The organism is Nocardiopsis sp. iso_186, from assembly GCF_056173365.1.
Genome location: NZ_CM149670.1, coordinates 2397710 through 2413188, shown reverse-complemented (window position 1 = coordinate 2413188; position 15479 = coordinate 2397710). Strand labels below are relative to the sequence as shown.

Here is a 15479-nt window from a genome sequence, read left to right as displayed (position 1 = left end):
CTCTTTCGGTTCGAAGCATTACTTGCCGGTGGAGCGGGCCCGGTTCTCCTCGGACCAGAACGCGAGCCGCCGCCCCCCGAAGACGACCGCGTAGTGCAGGACGAGGCCGATGACCGACAGCACGACGAGAGCCGCGAACATCGTGGCCACGTCCAGTGAGGTGTTGCTGGCGATGATCAGGTAGCCGAGTCCGGCCTGGGAGCCCACGAACTCCGCGACGATGGCGCCGATGACCGAGAGCACGACCGCCACGTCCAGGCCGGCGACGATGCTGGGGACGGCCGTGGGCAGGCGCAGCCGGGTGAGGACCTGTAGACGCGTCGCCCCGAAGGAACGCATCATGTTGATCTGGTCGCTGCTGGTGGAGTTGAAGCCAAGCGTGGCGTTGACCAGGATCGGGAAGAACGCGATCAGCGCCGTCGTGAGGATCTTCGACTCCATGCCGAAGCCGAACCAGACGAGGAACAACGGCGCGAGCGCCACCTTCGGCACGGTCTGCAGCACCACCACGATCGGCAGGACGATCTTCTCCGCGAGCCGCGAAGAGCTCACCCACACGGCGACGAGCAGCCCGGAGACCGCGGCGATACAGAACCCGTAGATGATCTCCTGGAGCGTGACCCAGGTGTGGCGCAGGAACGGCCCGTGGGTGAAGCCCTCGACGAGTGCCTGGACGATCCGGGTGGGCGCGGGGAACAAGATCTCCGAGACCTCGAACGTGCGTACCGTCACCTCCCAGACGATCAGCAGGGCGAGCACCGTGGTGCTGGACAGCAACCAGCCGGGCAGGTCGGAGAGCCGGCGGCGCCTCTCGGTGCCACCCGCCTCGCGGCGGACGGTCAGGGTCCGCCCGGCCGGCGGGGAATCCAGCGGTGGGGTGGTCATGGGGTGGTCACCACTTCGGCCTTGTCGAGAACGGTTCTGATGCGACGCGCGTACTCGCCGAACTCGGCGGTGCTCACGACGTCGAGGGTGCGGGGGCGCGGCAGGTCGATGTCAACGACGTCGCCGATGCGCCCCGGACGGGGGGTCATCACGACGACGCGGTCGGAGAGGAGCACCGCCTCGGAGATGCTGTGGGTGATGAACACGACGGTCTTGCGGTCCCGCTCCCAGATGTCCAGCAGGTCCATCGTCAGCTGGTCGCGGGTCATCGCGTCGAGTGCGCCGAACGGTTCGTCCATGAGCAGGATCCGCGGGTCGTGCAGGAGGGCCCGGGCGATTCCGACGCGCTGCTGCATCCCGCCCGACAACTCGTAGGGGTAGCTGGCGGCGAAGTCGGACAGTCCGAGCATCGCGAGGAGCTCGTGGGCCCGGTCCTCGTCGCGCCGCCGTTGCGAACGCCCTTGCAGCGTCGAGGGGACGAGCACGTTGTCCAGGACGGTGTTCCACGGCAGCAGCAGCGGCTGCTGGAACACCATCCCGGTCATCGCCGACTCGCTGCGCGCTTCGGCCCGGTACTCGATACTGCCCTCGGTCAGCGGCTCCAGGCCCATGATGAGTTTGAGCAGCGTGCTCTTGCCGCATCCGCTCGGCCCGACGATGGAGACGAACTCCCCGTCGGCGATGTCGAGGTGGAAGTCCTCGACCGCCACCGTCCCACCGCGGTAGTGCTTCTTGGCGTGGATGAAGCTCATGACCGGTTCATGCATGGAGCGGCGCCTTTCCTGTGTGGTCCTCGTGTGCCCGCATACGCTCGACGGCACCTGCGGCCGCGTCCGCGAGCAGTGTCGTGTCGGCGGCGCCGACGAAGAAGTCCAACGCCAGTTCGCGGGCGCGTGCGGCGCCGTCAGGGCCGCCGGCCGCTCCCGCGGCGATCCCGTGCGCCCGGGCAGCGGCGGCGACGACGGCGTCTGCGTCGGCGACGACACGGCGGGCGTCGAGCGTGAGGTCCGCTGCCCCGAGGAGGAGTCCGGTGATCCCCTCGACTGCGGCGATGTCCTCGACGGCCTCCAACGCGGCGAGCGACTCGATCTGGGCGATCACCTCGACCGGCCGGGCCAGGTAGTCGGCTCGCGGGCGCCGCCCCCATGCCCCGGCGCGCGACGTCGCACCTGAACCGCGCCGCCCCTCGGGGGCGAACCGCGTCGCGGACACGATCGCGGCGGCGGCTGCGGGACCGTCAACGTGGGGGACGACGATCCCGTCGGCGCCCGCGTCCAGGACGCGTTGGACGAAGGACGCCCCCTGGTCGGGGATCCGCACGAGGGTGCGCAGGCCGTGGGCCTGGCCGACGGCGATGTGCCGGGCGATCGCCGACAGGTCCAGCATCGTGTGCTCGGCGTCGATGACGATCACTTCGATCCCGGCGTGGGCGAGGATGGTGGTGGACTCCCAGGAGTCGAGCTTGACCCAGGCGGCCCACCACGTGCCGTCGGACCTGCGTGCCCAGCTCACTGGAGTTCCTCTCGTCGCGGGGCCGGATAGTCCTCGGCGTTGAGGACCCAGCCGGGTCGGCGCGAGAAGTCATCGCGCGGTCCGGCGAAGATGTCGATCATGCGGTTCTCGCCCGCCCCGACCGCCTCGCTCGTGTGGACCAGCGGCGGCGGGATGACGGTCAGCGACGGCCCGCCGATCCGGTGGTGCTCGTCGGCGCGCCAGGCGGTGCGGTCGTTTCCCCACGCGCGTCGGATGTGGTGGACGTACTCGCCGGCGTCGACGAAGCTCAACTGCTCGAAGTCGTCGTGGGTGTGGGGGGACAGCGTGCGCGGGTCCCGGGGGCCGACGCGCGGGTACAGCACGTTCGCCATCGCGTGGCGGCTGCGGAAGATGCGCCCCATGCGTCCTTCCTGCGGGGCGATGTCCTCGATTGCCTCGTAGACGCGGATCGCGGCGTCGCCGGCAGGAGCGGGCCACGGGGTGGCGCGAACGCTGAGTCCGAGGCCGTCGGCGTAGGCGTCGGCGTTGAGCGCCCGGTCGAGCACGTCGGATGTCGCCGTCGTGTGCAGGCGCAGCAGCCGCAGTGCCCCCTCGACCTCGTAGCGCCAGGGGCCCGGCCGGACCGTCGCGATGCTCGTCGGTGCGACGGTGGCCGCCTCACCCTGCGCCGTGCTCAGCGTGAGGCGGCCCGCGGACGGCAGGACCACGAGCATCGTCTCGTCGGTGTCCTCGCGGTCGAGGACGTCGCCGTCGGCGTGTTCGGCGTAGACGACGGCGACGTTGGCGGCCCGTACCGTCCACAGGCGTCCGCCGTGTCCCGTGGTCTCGGTGGGAGCCAGCTCGTCGAAGGCGAAGTACTGCGGGTCGAGCGCGGCATCGGCGTCGGGCTCGGTCGAGGCGGCCAGTTGGCTGCGCGGGTCACTCGCGAGATAGGCCATCGTTCAGCGCCCTTCGACCGGGGCGGGCCGCTCGTCGTCCAGGCCGAGCAGGAAGGCTGCGTTGTGCGACGTGACCTGGCGCAGCTCCTCGACCGACAGACCTCTGCGGAGCAGTTCCCCGCCGACCCGCATGAAAGCGTCAACCGGCATGGGACGCCCTCGTTGCCCCAGGTCCGAGGACAGCACCGTGCGGTCGGGGCCGATGGCCCGGATCCACTCCATCAACAGCCCCGGGTCCCATTTGCGGAAGCCCTGCGGGTCGTACATGCCGACCTCGTGCTCGATGTAACCGCCGAGGCCGGCCAGTTGGCGGCAACGCTCGACGTCGGCGTCAACGACGAAGTTCGGGTGGCTGAGGATCATGCGCCGCACGCCCCGCTCGGTGGCGGCGGCGAAGAGCTGGGCCGACTGGGCGGGCTCCAGGTGGCCCGCCGAGAGGAGGGCGTCGGACTCCGCAACGAGGTCGATGACCTCGTGGGCGGCGTCAACGAGGCGGCCTTCGGCGTCGACCACGTTGACGATCCGGTTGGGGATGTCGTAGTCGGACTCGGGGAAACCGTGGTGCTCGTTCTCGCAGTGGCAGCGGCTGGAGAAGGTGGGGAACCACACCGCGCGCCCGCCCATCTGCAACGACATCGCGACAGCGTAGGGGTTGAGCCCGCCCACCTGGGCGTTGAGGGCGATCCCGCCGAAGATCGGCGTGGCGATGCCGTCCAGTTCGCGGTGCATCGCGAGCAGGTCCATGACGGTGTTGTGGTGGTGCGACTTGACCAGGATGCCGCGCATGTTCAAGCGCTCGCCGTCGCGAGCCGCCTCCACGTGGTCGAACTCCCTCGCGAACGGGTTCGGCCCCGAGTGGCAGTGCAGATCGACGGCTCCGTCGAGAGCCTCCGCGATGGGCGGGAGGGACGTAACAGTCATAGGGGCACACCTTTGAGATCAGGGTCACATGTTCGTATTAAATCATTCATGTTCATATGGCGACTGTCAAGCCTGTCTTTTGGCCTCTCGCGGCAGGGCGGCGTCGCCCGTGGTGCCACGGGATGCCGAGAACCTCTACGGCATAGGGGGTTCGCTACGCAGGGACGATGCCTCCCGGGCGCGGTATCCGCCTCCACGGCCCGCACCCCCGGCGTCCTCTCCCCCCGCCCGCGGCGGGTGCGCGTCCTAAACTCGCCCAGCGCCTGTCGGGAGACCTACAGGGGAGCCGGGGCGCGGCGCTACGCCGGGAACCCGGCCGCGGAGACCACGCGGCCGGCCCCGGAGGGGCCCGAACCGTTGCGGACGAAAAGCCCCCGCTCCCCCGCTGCCGGTCGGTAGGGTTCCCCTGTGCGGACGGGTTCGGCAGCGACGGTGCTGATCGTGGTGCGCGGCAACTCCGCTTCGGGGAAGAGCTCCATCGCCCGCGCCCTGCGGGAGCACCACGGCCGGGGCGTGGCACTAATCGCCCAGGACACCATCCGACGCGACGTCCTGCGGGAACGGGACACCCCGGGCGCCGCGCACATCGGGCTCATCGACACGGTCGCCCGATACGCGCTGGACGCCGGCTATCACGTCGTCGTGGAAGGAATCCTCTACGCCGACCGCTACGGACCTGTGCTGGAGGCTCTGCGCGCCGACCACCTCGGCCGGAGCCGCTACTACTACCTGGACGTCCCCTTCGCCGAGACGCTGCGCCGCCACGCCACGAAACCGGTGGCCGCCGAGATCGGCGAGGAGCAGATGCGCGCGTGGTACCTGGAGTCGGACCTGCTGCCGGGCGGGTACGAACAGGTCGTGGGGGCGGCGAGCACCCTGCCGGAGACCGTGCGGCGAATCGTCGCCGACACCGGCCTGTCCCCCGCGCACCCCGCCGGTTCGTGACCGGGCTAACCAGCGGAGACGTCGAAGTCTCGACGGGAGGCGTCGATGTGGTCGAGGTGGCGCCTGGTCCAGTCGCACACGCCGTCGATGGTCGCGCGCAGGGCCGTGCCGGCCTCGGTGAGCGAGTAGTCCACGCGCGGCGGCACCGTCGGATGCACCAGCCGTTTGACCAGGCCGTCGCGCTCCAGGGCACGCAGCGTCTGGGTGAGCATCTTGTGGCTGACGCCCGGGAGCGCGGCGCGCAGTTCGGTGAAGCGCAGCGTGTCGGGGCCCAGGGCGTAGACGACCGGAAGCGCCCACCGGCCGGCGACGGTTGCGAAGACCTCGTTGGCCACGGCGTTGACCCGCGTCACATCGGCGGTGCCGGACGCACCGCTGACCTGTTCGGTCACCTCGGGGTTCCCCTCTCACGAAAAAGTGCCTTCTTCCAGGGACGCCTGCCGGCCGCCTAGCATTCCCGCCAGTAGCGGGCCGGGGCGATCCTCCCCGGACGGTATCCGGCCCCGAACCGCCTCCGACCGACGGGACGAGCACCGTGACGACCATCCTGAAGACCTACGCCCGGCTGTGGGCCGACGACCTCGACCGGACACTGCCCCTGCTGCGCTCGCTGGTGGGGCGCGGACCCGACCTGCGGTTCGCGTTCGAGGGGGTGGAACTGGCCGCGATCGGGGACTTCCTGGTCGTCGCCGGACCGCCGGGGGTACGCGCCCGGTACGCGCACGCGTCGGCGACCGTGGTCGTCTCCGACCTCGACGAACTGACGCGCGAGCTGGCGGCGCACGGCGCCGAGGTGACCACCCCGGAGGCCGCGAGCGCGACCGGCCGGTTCCTGTACGCCAGGCACGCGGGCGGCGCCGAGGTGGAGTACGTGGAGTGGACGCCCGGGCTCGTCCGGCAGGTGCTCGGACGGGACTGACCCGCCCCTTCCCCGCCGCACCCGGTCGAAGATCACGTTGACCTCGGGCGACGCGCGTCAGGAGGATTGGCCCCATGATCACCACGTGCACGCCGCTCCGGCGGCCCGCTTCCGCGTGCGACCTGGCCGGGCCATGCAGGGAGTGCTGACCGGCTTCACCGTCATCGCGGCCATCATCGGCGTCGGCTATGTGATCGGGCGGCTGAAGTATCTCGGCGAGAACGGCCGCGAGGTCCTCACCAAGCTCGCCTTCTACGTGGCGACGCCCGCGCTGCTGTTCACGACGCTCGCGCAGACTGACCTGTCGGTGATCCTCTCCAGCCGACTGCTGGTGACCGCGATCAGCACGGCCGTCGTCGCTGGGGTGTTCGTGGCGGTGGGCGCGCTGCGCCGCTGGGGCGTGGGGCGCACCACGATCGGGGCGCTGTGCTCGGGCTACGTCAACGCGGGCAACCTCGGCATCCCCATCGCCGTGTACGTGTTGGGCGACGCCTCGCTCGTGGCGCCGGTGCTGCTGCTCCAGCAGATCGTGATCACGCCGATCGCCCTCACGGTGCTCGACCTGTCGGGATCGGGCGAGAAGCGCACGGTGTGGCAGCGCCTGACCATCCCGCTGCGCAACCCGGTGGCGGTCGGGTCGCTGTGCGGGGTGATGGTGTCGTCGGTGGGCTGGACGGTACCGGGGCTGGTGCTGGAGCCGCTGGTGCTGATCGGCAACATGTCGGTGCCCGCGGTGCTGCTGGCGTTCGGGATCTCCCTGCACGGCAGCGCCCTGCCGGGACGCGGGCCCGACCGCGGGCCGGTGCTGCTGTCCGTGGGGCTGAAGTCCGCGGGCCAGCCCCTCGTCGCCTGGGCGCTGGCGAGCTGGGTGTTCGGCCTGAGCGGCGCGGCCCTGCTCGGTGTCGTGATCACCTCGGCGCTGCCCGCCGCGCAGAACCTCTTCACCTACGCGTCGCGCTACGGCGTCGCCGAACGGCTGGCCCGGGAATCGATCCTGCTGTCCACGATGCTGTCGGTCCCGGTACTGATCACCGTGGCGGCCCTGCTGGGGTGAAAGAGGGCCCATCCCCGCGTGCGCGGGGGCACCCTCGCTGACCAGACGAACGAGGCCCGGTCCCCCACCCGGGTGAGTTCACGGAGGGTGGAGGCCCGGCTCTTGCCGACGGTCAACAGTTCAGGCAACCGGCGCCAGGGTCATCAGCCCGCACCCGTACGCCTTGGCGCGCCCGAGCCCGGTGGTGAGGACGGTGCGCAGCGCGTCGGGGTCGGTGACCTCCAGGCGTCCGTCGAAGGTGGCGGTGGTCAGGGGGACGCGGTTCCTGCGCCCCGTCTGCCGCTCGGTCTTGCCGAAGGCCGCGCTGCGCCGGTCGTGCACGATCAGCTCATACTCGTCGCCCTCGGGCAGCCGGCGCGCGTGCGCCGGCTTCTCCACGACCCGGAAACCCGACGTGTCCTGGCGTTGCAGCAGCCAGCCCATCTGGTGGCGGGGGGTGACGTGCGCGGTGCGCTTGGTGGGTTCGCCGTCGGCGCGGCGGATGCTGTGCACGGGGTTGGCGGTGAGCCGGAAGGCCCAGGTGTCGCCCTTGGCCAGCCGGGACAGGAACGGCGCGTAGTCGTGGGTGTCCCACCCCGGTTCGGAGGAGGTCGGCCAGCCGGCCTGTTCGACCAGGTGGGTGAGGTCGGGCCGGTCGGGGCCGACAACGTAGAGGAACACCTCGGCCCTGGCGTTGCGGTCAACGCGCCACAGCACGCGGGGCGCGTCGGTGTCGCTGGGCAGTATCGCGGCGAAGGACCCCATGACGGCGGCGTGCATGGCTTGGGGGGAGGACAGCAGCCGGCGCGCGCCCTGGCGGAGGGTGTTGAGGCGAAAGCGGGTGAGGTGCATCAGTCGCCTCCGGGAAAGACAGCGGTCGGATTGTGGTCGGGGACGGTCGCGGCCCGGGCCTCAGGGTTGGGCAGCTCGACCGTCCCGGGGCGCACACCGCGCAGCGCGTAGCGGCGGTGCAGCGGGTCGAAGCTGAGGGGGAGGTCGCGCAGGCTGTCCACCCGTTCGTCGCCGGGTGCGGCGTCCACGAGGGTGTCCAAGGGGATGCTCTGTTCCTTACGGCTGCTCCTTCGGTGCCACTCGGCGGCCTGCCACTCCACGTCGCCCAGCACCCGCTCGACCGTGCTGTCGGGGTAGAGGCCGATGTCCAGGGGACGCGAGGGCGGGCAGGAGCGGCGCCCGAGGTAAGGCAGGTAGACCGGGGCGCGGACCGCGCGGTGCAGGTCCTCGACGAGGGCCGCGTCGCCCTCGACGGCCGCGACGAACACCGCGTCGGCGAGGTAGAAGCGCTCCGACACCGGCATGGACTTGCCGGTGACGAAGTGGGTGGCGGTCTGGTAGTCGCGGATGCGGGTGCCGCGCTGGTCCACGCGCACGCCGAAGCGCAGCGCCGTCAGGTCGGAGAGGTCGGCGGCACGGTCGCGGCCCTGGGCTGCGGCCAACAGCCCGAGGACGCCGCTCTTGGTGGGCGCGTGCTCGGTGAAGCGCCGGGCGAACCGGGAGGCGGCCCCCCACGACTGGAGGGGGCCGGCCAACCGCAGGGCGAGGACGCCGCTCATCGGGCGGAGGCCTGCCGCTGGGCCACGGCCGCGCCGACGGCCTCGACCATGCCGCTCAGCGACACCTCGGTGCCCAGGCCGGCCAGTTTCTTGGTGGCCTCCCCGACCCGCAGCACCCAGGTGTCGGAGTCGTCGGCGCCGTAGACGCGCTCGACGTCGGGGACGTACTCGGCGAGGCACTCGCTGGCCAGGCGCACCTGCCCGTGTTGCCCCTCGGCGACGACCGGCCTCTCGAAGGCGCCGACGAAGCTGATGGGGCGGGAGGCGCGCAGCTTGACGATGACCGCGTCGGGCAGGGTGTGGTTGCCGAACGTGTTGAGCTTGCCGGTGGGCAGCGACTCCACGAAGCCGCGCACGAACGCCTCGACGGCGCGGCGCAGCGGCTCGGCTACGGGTTCGTCCTCGCGCAGTCCCTCGCCGAGGTTGCGGCCCAGCAGGTCAACGTCGAGCGCGGCGTAGCGGTAGAGGGTCGAGGAGTTGAACTCCACGGTGCCGATCATGCCGGCGCCCGGTTCGGCGTCGGTGTTGCGGTCGTCAACGGCCGTGTAGTAGTCGGACTCGTTCTCGACGGCGTGCACGCTGATGGCGTGGGCCACCTGGGCGGCCGCGTCAACGTTGATGTCGGCGCCGTCGGCGACCATGCGCCCGAACAGGGCGATGTCCACGGAGTGGCGGGTGTCGGCGATGCTCTTGGCGCGCGCCTTGTTGTCCTTGTCCTTCAAGAACGCCTTGATGTCGTCGCGGCCCTCGACGGCGAGCCCGGCGAGGCCGTCGAGCTGGCGGGAACTGAGGAACACCAGGTAGGCGGATTCGGGTGCGGGCGCGTCCTCTCCGCTCTTCTTCGCGGCCTCCACCTTGCGTTTGGGCGGCTCGACCTTGGTCCCGGTGGCCACGTTCACGGTCTCGGCGGCCAGGTTCCAGGCGGCGCGCTGCTCGATGGAGGGGTCGAGCCGGGTGATGCGCTCGGCCAGGACCTCGGCGACCTTCTTGGTGCGCACGCCCAGGTCCTGGGGGTCGAGGATGGACTCGAAGGCGCGGCGCGTGGCGCGCTTCCACGCCTGGCTGGACACCCGGGCCCGGCGCACCCCGCCGTACACGGCGGTCTTGGGCGCGCCGGTGTCGTCGCGGTTGATGTTGCTGGGCGGAACGGTCTGCAGGACGTGGATGTCGAGGATGGTGCGGGTCACTGGTCGTCCTTGTCGGTGGTCGTGTCGGTGGTCGGGGCGGGCTCGGTGCCGGGGGCGGTCCTGGTGCGGTGGGCGTGGAAGCCGCGGCCCCACTCGGCGCGGACCTTCGCCATGCCGCCGGGCCGCTGTGCCCGGTGGAGCTGGTCGGCCAGCAGCGCGTAGTCCAGCGCAACGGATTCGCGGCGCAGCAGGGTGACGATCTCGCGCAGGCGGTAGAGGCGGGTGCTCATGGTGGTGGCGCTGCCGGCCTGGACGAAGCGCCGGCGCAGGGGCTCGTCGATGTCGCCGGGCGGCATGAGGCGGCGCACGGCGCCGCCGAGTCCGCGCCCCGGGAGGTGCATGCGCGTGTCGCGGCGCGACTGCTGGTGGGTGGCGTACAGGGTGAGGGCGGCGTGCGCGGCGTTCTCGGCGTAGCCGGTCTCCTCCTCACCGGAGAGGCCCCGGGTGTAGAGGCCGTCGTCGAAGGCGACCCCCCACAGCTCGGGGACCTCGTGGGCGAGCCTGCCGGCGCCCCGGCGCAGCTGGGCCAGGGTCCGCACGGCGTCGGGATGGTCCTGGAGGTAGCCGTACTGGAGCGGTTTGATCCGGGCTTCGACGAAGGTCCCGGTCGGGCCGAGAGCGGGCGTGCGGTCGGGCGTGCTGGTCGTGGTCATGGGCGTGCCTCAAGGGTGGGCTCGGCGGCGGACAAGGAGAGCTGCTTCTTCAGTTCGGCGCGGAAACGCAGGTCCGCGCTGGCGGCGGTGAGCCAGACGGCGCCGTTCCTTCCTTGGACGACCCGTCCGGTCCAGGCGGCCTCCCCGGCCTGGGCGACCAGGTCGGCTCCGATGCGGGTGACGACGCGCCGGGCCTCGCGCTGCCATCGGGCCCGCCGTTCGTCGGGGTCGCCGCCGGGTGCCAGGGTGCGCAGCCAGTCGCGGAAAGGACCGTCGAGGGCACCGAAGCCGAGGTCGCGGGCGGTGTCGCGGGGCCCCTCGGTGTCCGCTCCGGCGGCCTCGGCCAGGCCGGTGGCGAGGTCCCCCAGGGCGGTGACGGCCTTCTCCGCGTCAACGACGGCACCGATCGCGGCCTCCCCCAGGTCGGCCCGGCCCTCGTGCAGCAGGACGACCGGCATGGCCACGGCGTCGTCGACGATCTCGTCGATGACGGCCTGCTGGGTGCCGTAGACCGCGCCGATCAGCCGGGCCCGGATGAGGTGGTCCTCGGGCAGGTGGTCCTCGTTGACGAGCCGGGCGATCCAGTCCAGGATGCGCGGGCGCACCACCGAGGCGGCCTCCTGGCGCTGCGCGGCACCGTGGACACGCCCCGCGACCAGCGCGCCGAGGCCGCGCCAGGCGCTGCGGGCGGGGTCGTGCTCGCGCGGCAGGTAGACCTGCGCCTCCCCCAGCTTCTTCTCCTGGGCGGGGCTGCGCCGCCACGCGGTCATGGGCTCGCGGTTGTGCCGGTTGCGCGCGACGAGGGGGTCGCCGTAGGCGAGCAGGACCCCGTACACGCCCTCGGCGTCGTGGTGCAGGCGCAGCCTGCGCGTCTGCCACGTGTAGAGGGCGCGGACCCCCGTGGGGCGCGTCCGGAAGGACTGTGCGGGCCCCGCCTCCAGGGGAGGGCGTGCCCAGGCGGGCGCGTCGTCGTCATCGACGACCAGGCCGGGGGTGTCGGCGGCGATCAGGTTGAGCAGGAGGGTGTCGCGCAGGGTGTCGCCCTCGGCCATGACGCCGCCGAGGTTGCCGCTCCAGCCCACCCCCAGCGGGTAGCCCTTGCCGCCCTTGGCGCGGGGGTCGCCGACCGCGCCGGACTTGATACCGGAGGGGTCGAAGGCGTGCGCGTGCACCACCCAGCGGGCGGCCTCGGCGAAGCCGAGCCGGACCGCGCCGTGGACCCGGGTGGTGAAGAAACGGTCCCCGTTGGGGACGTCGGCCACGATGCGGTCCAGCGACGCGTACTCGCCCTTGGCGGTCCTCAGGTCCGCGACCTGGAAGAACGGCGCCGTCGGGTGGAGCAGGTCGAAGCGGTCGCGGTAGCGCTCCAGGTAGGCGTCAACCTGTTCGGCGGGCCAGCCGTCCTCCCACCACCCGCTCCACTGGTCGGGGTCCGTCGGCCCGTCGAGGGCGTCGTGCAGGACCGCCAGCAGGAGGCGCGTCAGCGCGAACTCCTGGGTGGGGACGTCGCCGACGATGCGGCGCAGGCGGTGGGCCTGCGCCAGGGTGTCGGCGAGCGAGAGCTGCGTCTCGGATCCGTCGAGGCGCTGCACCGGCAGCCACGGCATCCGGACGAGGTCGAAGGAGGGGGCGGGGGTTTCAGTCGGCACTGCGCACCTCAAGGCCGTCGGAGCGGGTGTAGTGGAGGTCGAAGCCGGCCAGGCGGGCACGGCCGTCCTCGTCGAGCACGAGCACCAGTTCGCCGGCCAGCCAGTACGACTCCTTGGCCTGCCACGCCTGGACGCGGTCGGCTTCGAGTTCGGCGATGGCCGTGTCGAGGACTCTGGGGTCAACGGTCAGCCGGTAGGGCAGCCGCAACCCGCAGGCGGCGACGGTGCGCGCGAGTTCGGGCGGCGGCACCGCGCCGGTGGGCAGCTCCGCCCCGCCGCGGTCGCCGTCGAGCCAGGGAACGGTGACAAGCGCGCCGTCGGCTCGGCGCTGCACGACCAGGACCTCCAGGCTCTCCCCGGTGTCGCGGACCTGGGCCTTGCCCGCGCGGGAGTCGTCGGCGTCGCCGACGCCCGCCTCGACCCAGCCCACGAGGGCGCGGCCGTCGGCGCCGACCGGCCGCAGCAGGAACGCCTCGGCCTTGTCGCGCTGCGCCGCCTGTTTCTCGTCGTGGGACTTCAGCGCCTGTTCGAGCACGTCCTTCCACTGCGGGGGGCCGACCGGGTCGGGACCGTAGGCGGCCTGCACCAGCGGGCTGATCGCGTCGGGCAGCGCCACGGTGCGCTCGGCGTCGCCGGCACCGCTCAGGAAGGGCTCCAGGACGGCGGCACAGCGCAGCAGGGAGTGCCGTCCGTAGACCGTGGCCGACCCGCGCACGGGTTCGGGGGGTTGGGCCGTCCAGTCCGCGCCCGCGACCAGGCAGCGGGCGGTGCGCAGCCGTTCGGGCCGCTCGCTCTGGCCCGCGCCGCGCGGGTGGCGGTGCAGGCGCCCCATGCGCTGTAGCAGGAGGTCCACGGGGGCCAGGTCGGTGACGAGGAGATCGAAGTCAACGTCCAGGGACTGCTCGACGACCTGGCTGGCCACCACGACGCGCCCGCCCCCCGGGTGCGACCGCGCGGTGCCGTCGGATTTGCCGGGCGGCCCGAAGTCCGCCAGGAGCGCGGCGTCGTTCTCGGCGCGGTCGGGGTCCAGGAACTGGGCGTGCATGACCGTCACCCGGTCCTCGCCCAGCCGCGCCCGCAGGTGGGCGGCGGTCTCGTGCACCCGGGCGACGGTGTTGCGCACGACCAGCGCGCAGCCGCCATCGGCGAGGTCGAGCTCCAGCCGGTCGGCCAGCACGTCGAGGTCGTCCGCGAGGGGTTCGACGACCACCTCGGTACCGCGCCCGGACGCCTCGGGCCGGGCGAGCCGGGGGGCCTGCCCGGGAGCGACCGCGGTCAGCAGCGGGTACTCGCCCGCCGCCTCGACCTCGGCGAACCCCTGGGCGCCGTTCTTCGCCCCCGCGTAGGACCGCGCCAGTTCGCGGCGCCGCGCGGCGGGCAGGGTCGCCGACAGCACCACCACCGGCACGCCGTAGGCACCCAGCCACGACAACACCAGGTCGAGGTAGGAGTTCATGTAGGTGTCGTAGGCGTGCGCCTCGTCGATGACCACGACCTTGCCCGCGACCGCGAGGTGCCGCAGCGCCAGGTGCCGGCTCTTCAGCCCCGCGAACAGCAGCTGGTCGATGGTGCCGGCCACGAACGACGACAGCATCCCCTTCTTGCGTCCGCTCAGCCAGTGGTGCGCTACCAGCTCCGCCGAGGCCCTGCCGCTGTCGTCGCGGTGCCGCCAACCGCTGTCGGGGCCGTCGCGGTCCACGTCGGCCGTGCGCGCCCGCGACCGGTTCCTGGGGGCCAGGCCGGCGAAGTCCTTGTTGAGGCCGGCCTTGGAGTGCGCGAGGAACACCGAGTACGCGCCGGTGCCCGCACGCTCGTCGGGCAGACGGCCCAGCCAGTCGAGCAGGCGCGGGAACATGGCGTTGCCGGTGGCCATGGTGGGCAGGGCGAAGAAGCAGCCACCCGCCCCGGAGCGGGCGGCGAAGATCTCGGCGACGGCGAGGGCTGCCTCGGTCTTGCCTTCCCCCATGGGCGCCTCGATGATCATCAGGCCGGGCGTCGCCATGGAGCGCGCCAAGTCCACGGCAGCCGCCTGCACCGGTCGGACGGCGGCGCCGGCGGGCAGGTCGAAGCGCGCGGCGAACAGGGCCGCGGTGTCCTCGACGGGTTCCCGCGGCGCCCACGGGCGGGGCAGGTCCAGCCGGCGCCAGGCGGCGTCCACCCGCTCGGGGTCCCCCGCGACCCCGTCGGGGAAGTAGGGGAAGAGGTCGGGGTTGCTGGCGATCCAGTCGGCGACGATGACCAGCGCCGTCAGCAGGACCTGCACCGGCTGGGGTAGTTTCGCGCCCTGCCAGCCGGCCAGGCGTTCGCGGATTCCGCAGAGGTCCGCCGCGCGGTCGAGGAGCTCGTCCTGCGCCGCGCGCCAGGCGTCGGCGGTCCCGCGGTCGCGCAGCAGGGAGGAGTGCGTCTTCAGCGCGTGGATGTCGCCGTCACTGGGCGGCACCCCGTGGTGGCCGCCGGCGACGATCGTGAACTGGGCGGTCGCGCCCCTGGGCCAGCCGTGGCGTTCCATCAGCCACTGCTGGAGGAGCCGCTGACCGGCGAGGCCGTGCGGGGCCAGCGAGCGGTCGGCCATTTGTTTCTGCAACGGCATGTCGAGGCCGTTGGCGCGCATGTGCTCGGCGAGGCCCTCCACCTGGCACGCGAACGCCGGGGTGGCCTTGCCGATGTCGTGGGTGGCACTCAGCCACACCGCTAGCGCCCGGGCGTCGTCGGCGCCTCCGGGCAGCGCGTCGGCGACCAGCTCCCGCACCCGGCGGGGCACCCACTCGTCCCACAGGCGCTCGGCCACGGCGGCGCTGTCGCCCATGTGGCGCCACAGCGGGAGCCAGCCGTCGCTGTCGCGCTCGTGTTTGGCCCACACGGAACGGGCCGCTTCGGAAAGCCCGTAACCCCAGGGTGAGGAGGAGCCGTCGGAGGTCATGCAGGCATTCAAGTGGCAGGGGACGGCCAAGCGTGCCGAAACACCTGAATCCGCCTTGGCCTCATGCGGCCAGAGGAAGCGGGTGGCTCTTGACAACCGATCACCGGTTGCACGAGGAGTATTCGCCCTGCTCCGCTCCGTACGCCCGCTCCGGGGAAGCCCGACAGAGGAGAAACCGGATACACGGCGATCGGGTGAGGACATGCGCCGACGCTTTCTGATCGGGACCGGGGGCATCCCCGTGTGCGCGGGGATGCTCCCGGTCCTTCCCGGGCTGGTCAGCGGCCCGGAGCCTATCCCCGCGTGCGCGGGGAGCATCACGAAGGAACGGCTGATTGACGAGGTCGCGGAAGGACCATCCCCA

Annotated in this window: 15 protein-coding genes; 3 read left to right on the top strand and 12 right to left on the bottom strand. The window is 72.2% G+C overall.

All coding sequences use genetic code 11. The features are described from left to right. Positions 1–18: 18 nt before the first annotated feature. Genes AC0VYP_RS10740 through AC0VYP_RS10720 form a run of 5 tightly spaced genes read right to left on the bottom strand, consistent with a single transcriptional unit; the run spans position 19 to position 4238 of the window. On the bottom strand, positions 19–885 hold the full coding sequence (locus AC0VYP_RS10740) for an ABC transporter permease (RefSeq protein WP_285761470.1): 867 nt from the start codon (positions 883–885) through the stop codon (positions 19–21). Then, positions 882–1652 carry an ABC transporter ATP-binding protein gene (locus tag AC0VYP_RS10735; RefSeq protein ID WP_285761471.1) on the bottom strand — a complete coding sequence of 257 codons (771 nt, stop codon included), beginning with the start codon at positions 1650–1652 and terminating at the stop codon, positions 882–884. Before AC0VYP_RS10735 ends, AC0VYP_RS10740 begins: the two co-directional genes overlap by 4 nt. Beyond that, positions 1645–2397 (bottom strand): HpcH/HpaI aldolase family protein, encoded by a 753-nt coding sequence (locus AC0VYP_RS10730; protein ID WP_285761472.1) that lies wholly within the window; start codon positions 2395–2397, stop codon positions 1645–1647. Before AC0VYP_RS10730 ends, AC0VYP_RS10735 begins: the two co-directional genes overlap by 8 nt. Next, positions 2394–3317 carry a cupin domain-containing protein gene (locus AC0VYP_RS10725; RefSeq protein WP_475473807.1) on the bottom strand — a complete coding sequence of 308 codons (924 nt, stop codon included), beginning with the start codon at positions 3315–3317 and terminating at the stop codon, positions 2394–2396. Before AC0VYP_RS10725 ends, AC0VYP_RS10730 begins: the two co-directional genes overlap by 4 nt. A 3-nt stretch (positions 3318–3320) precedes the next feature. Next, a complete protein-coding gene (locus tag AC0VYP_RS10720; RefSeq protein WP_475473805.1) occupies positions 3321–4238 on the bottom strand; it encodes a DUF6282 family protein in 918 nt (305 codons plus the stop codon). 408 nt (positions 4239–4646) lie between these two features. Between AC0VYP_RS10720 and AC0VYP_RS10715 the strand changes: the two genes are divergently transcribed. Further along, a complete protein-coding gene (locus AC0VYP_RS10715; RefSeq protein ID WP_475473804.1) occupies positions 4647–5183 on the top strand; it encodes a kinase in 537 nt (178 codons plus the stop codon). A gap of 5 nt (positions 5184–5188) precedes the next feature. Here the strand turns inward: AC0VYP_RS10715 and AC0VYP_RS10710 are convergent, their stop codons facing one another. Next, on the bottom strand, positions 5189–5575 hold the full coding sequence (locus AC0VYP_RS10710; RefSeq protein ID WP_285761476.1) for a winged helix-turn-helix transcriptional regulator: 387 nt from the start codon (positions 5573–5575) through the stop codon (positions 5189–5191). Positions 5576–5718: 143 nt separating this feature from the next. Between AC0VYP_RS10710 and AC0VYP_RS10705 the strand changes: the two genes are divergently transcribed. Continuing rightward, complete coding sequence (locus AC0VYP_RS10705; RefSeq protein ID WP_285761477.1) at positions 5719–6102, top strand: VOC family protein; 384 nt, start codon at positions 5719–5721, stop codon at positions 6100–6102. A 133-nt stretch (positions 6103–6235) separates the two neighbouring features. Beyond that, complete coding sequence (locus AC0VYP_RS10700; RefSeq protein ID WP_475474221.1) at positions 6236–7156, top strand: AEC family transporter; 921 nt, start codon at positions 6236–6238, stop codon at positions 7154–7156. Positions 7157–7276: 120 nt separating this feature from the next. On the opposite strand, the gene cas6e is transcribed toward AC0VYP_RS10700, so the two are convergent. From cas6e to cas3, 6 genes are read right to left on the bottom strand one after another with little or no spacing between them, the layout of a single operon-like run. Next, complete coding sequence (cas6e, locus tag AC0VYP_RS10695) at positions 7277–7987, bottom strand: type I-E CRISPR-associated protein Cas6/Cse3/CasE (RefSeq protein WP_285761478.1); 711 nt, start codon at positions 7985–7987, stop codon at positions 7277–7279. Then, complete coding sequence (cas5e, locus tag AC0VYP_RS10690) at positions 7987–8706, bottom strand: type I-E CRISPR-associated protein Cas5/CasD (RefSeq protein ID WP_285761479.1); 720 nt, start codon at positions 8704–8706, stop codon at positions 7987–7989. Before cas5e ends, cas6e begins: the two co-directional genes overlap by 1 nt. Next, positions 8703–9893 (bottom strand): type I-E CRISPR-associated protein Cas7/Cse4/CasC, encoded by a 1191-nt coding sequence (cas7e, locus tag AC0VYP_RS10685; protein ID WP_475473801.1) that lies wholly within the window; start codon positions 9891–9893, stop codon positions 8703–8705. The genes cas5e and cas7e overlap by 4 nt, the downstream gene beginning before the upstream one ends. Next, positions 9890–10546 (bottom strand): type I-E CRISPR-associated protein Cse2/CasB, encoded by a 657-nt coding sequence (gene casB, locus AC0VYP_RS10680; protein WP_475473799.1) that lies wholly within the window; start codon positions 10544–10546, stop codon positions 9890–9892. Before casB ends, cas7e begins: the two co-directional genes overlap by 4 nt. Then, positions 10543–12153 (bottom strand): type I-E CRISPR-associated protein Cse1/CasA, encoded by a 1611-nt coding sequence (gene casA / locus AC0VYP_RS10675; RefSeq protein WP_285761556.1) that lies wholly within the window; start codon positions 12151–12153, stop codon positions 10543–10545. Before casA ends, casB begins: the two co-directional genes overlap by 4 nt. A gap of 31 nt (positions 12154–12184) precedes the next feature. After that, the gene (cas3, locus tag AC0VYP_RS10670; RefSeq protein ID WP_475473797.1) at positions 12185–15115 is read right to left on the bottom strand and encodes a CRISPR-associated helicase Cas3'; all 2931 of its coding nucleotides are present in this window, start codon (positions 15113–15115) and stop codon (positions 12185–12187) included. Positions 15116–15479 lie beyond the last annotated feature (364 nt).

Bases quoted from the DNA above. Each gene is read 5' to 3' on its own strand.
- cas6e (WP_285761478.1), bottom strand. From the start codon at position 7,987: ATGCACCTCACCCGCTTTCGCCTCAACACCCTCCGCCAGGGCGCGCGC.
- AC0VYP_RS10725 (WP_475473807.1), bottom strand. From the start codon at position 3,317: ATGGCCTATCTCGCGAGTGACCCGCGCAGCCAACTGGCCGCCTCGACC.
- AC0VYP_RS10740 (WP_285761470.1), bottom strand. From the start codon at position 885: ATGACCACCCCACCGCTGGATTCCCCGCCGGCCGGGCGGACCCTGACC.
- AC0VYP_RS10700 (WP_475474221.1), top strand. From the start codon at position 6,236: ATGCAGGGAGTGCTGACCGGCTTCACCGTCATCGCGGCCATCATCGGC.
- casB (WP_475473799.1), bottom strand. From the start codon at position 10,546: ATGACCACGACCAGCACGCCCGACCGCACGCCCGCTCTCGGCCCGACC.
- cas5e (WP_285761479.1), bottom strand. From the start codon at position 8,706: ATGAGCGGCGTCCTCGCCCTGCGGTTGGCCGGCCCCCTCCAGTCGTGG.
- AC0VYP_RS10735 (WP_285761471.1), bottom strand. From the start codon at position 1,652: ATGCATGAACCGGTCATGAGCTTCATCCACGCCAAGAAGCACTACCGC.
- AC0VYP_RS10720 (WP_475473805.1), bottom strand. From the start codon at position 4,238: ATGACTGTTACGTCCCTCCCGCCCATCGCGGAGGCTCTCGACGGAGCC.
- casA (WP_285761556.1), bottom strand. From the start codon at position 12,153: ATGCCGTGGCTGCCGGTGCAGCGCCTCGACGGATCCGAGACGCAGCTC.
- cas3 (WP_475473797.1), bottom strand. From the start codon at position 15,115: ATGACCTCCGACGGCTCCTCCTCACCCTGGGGTTACGGGCTTTCCGAA.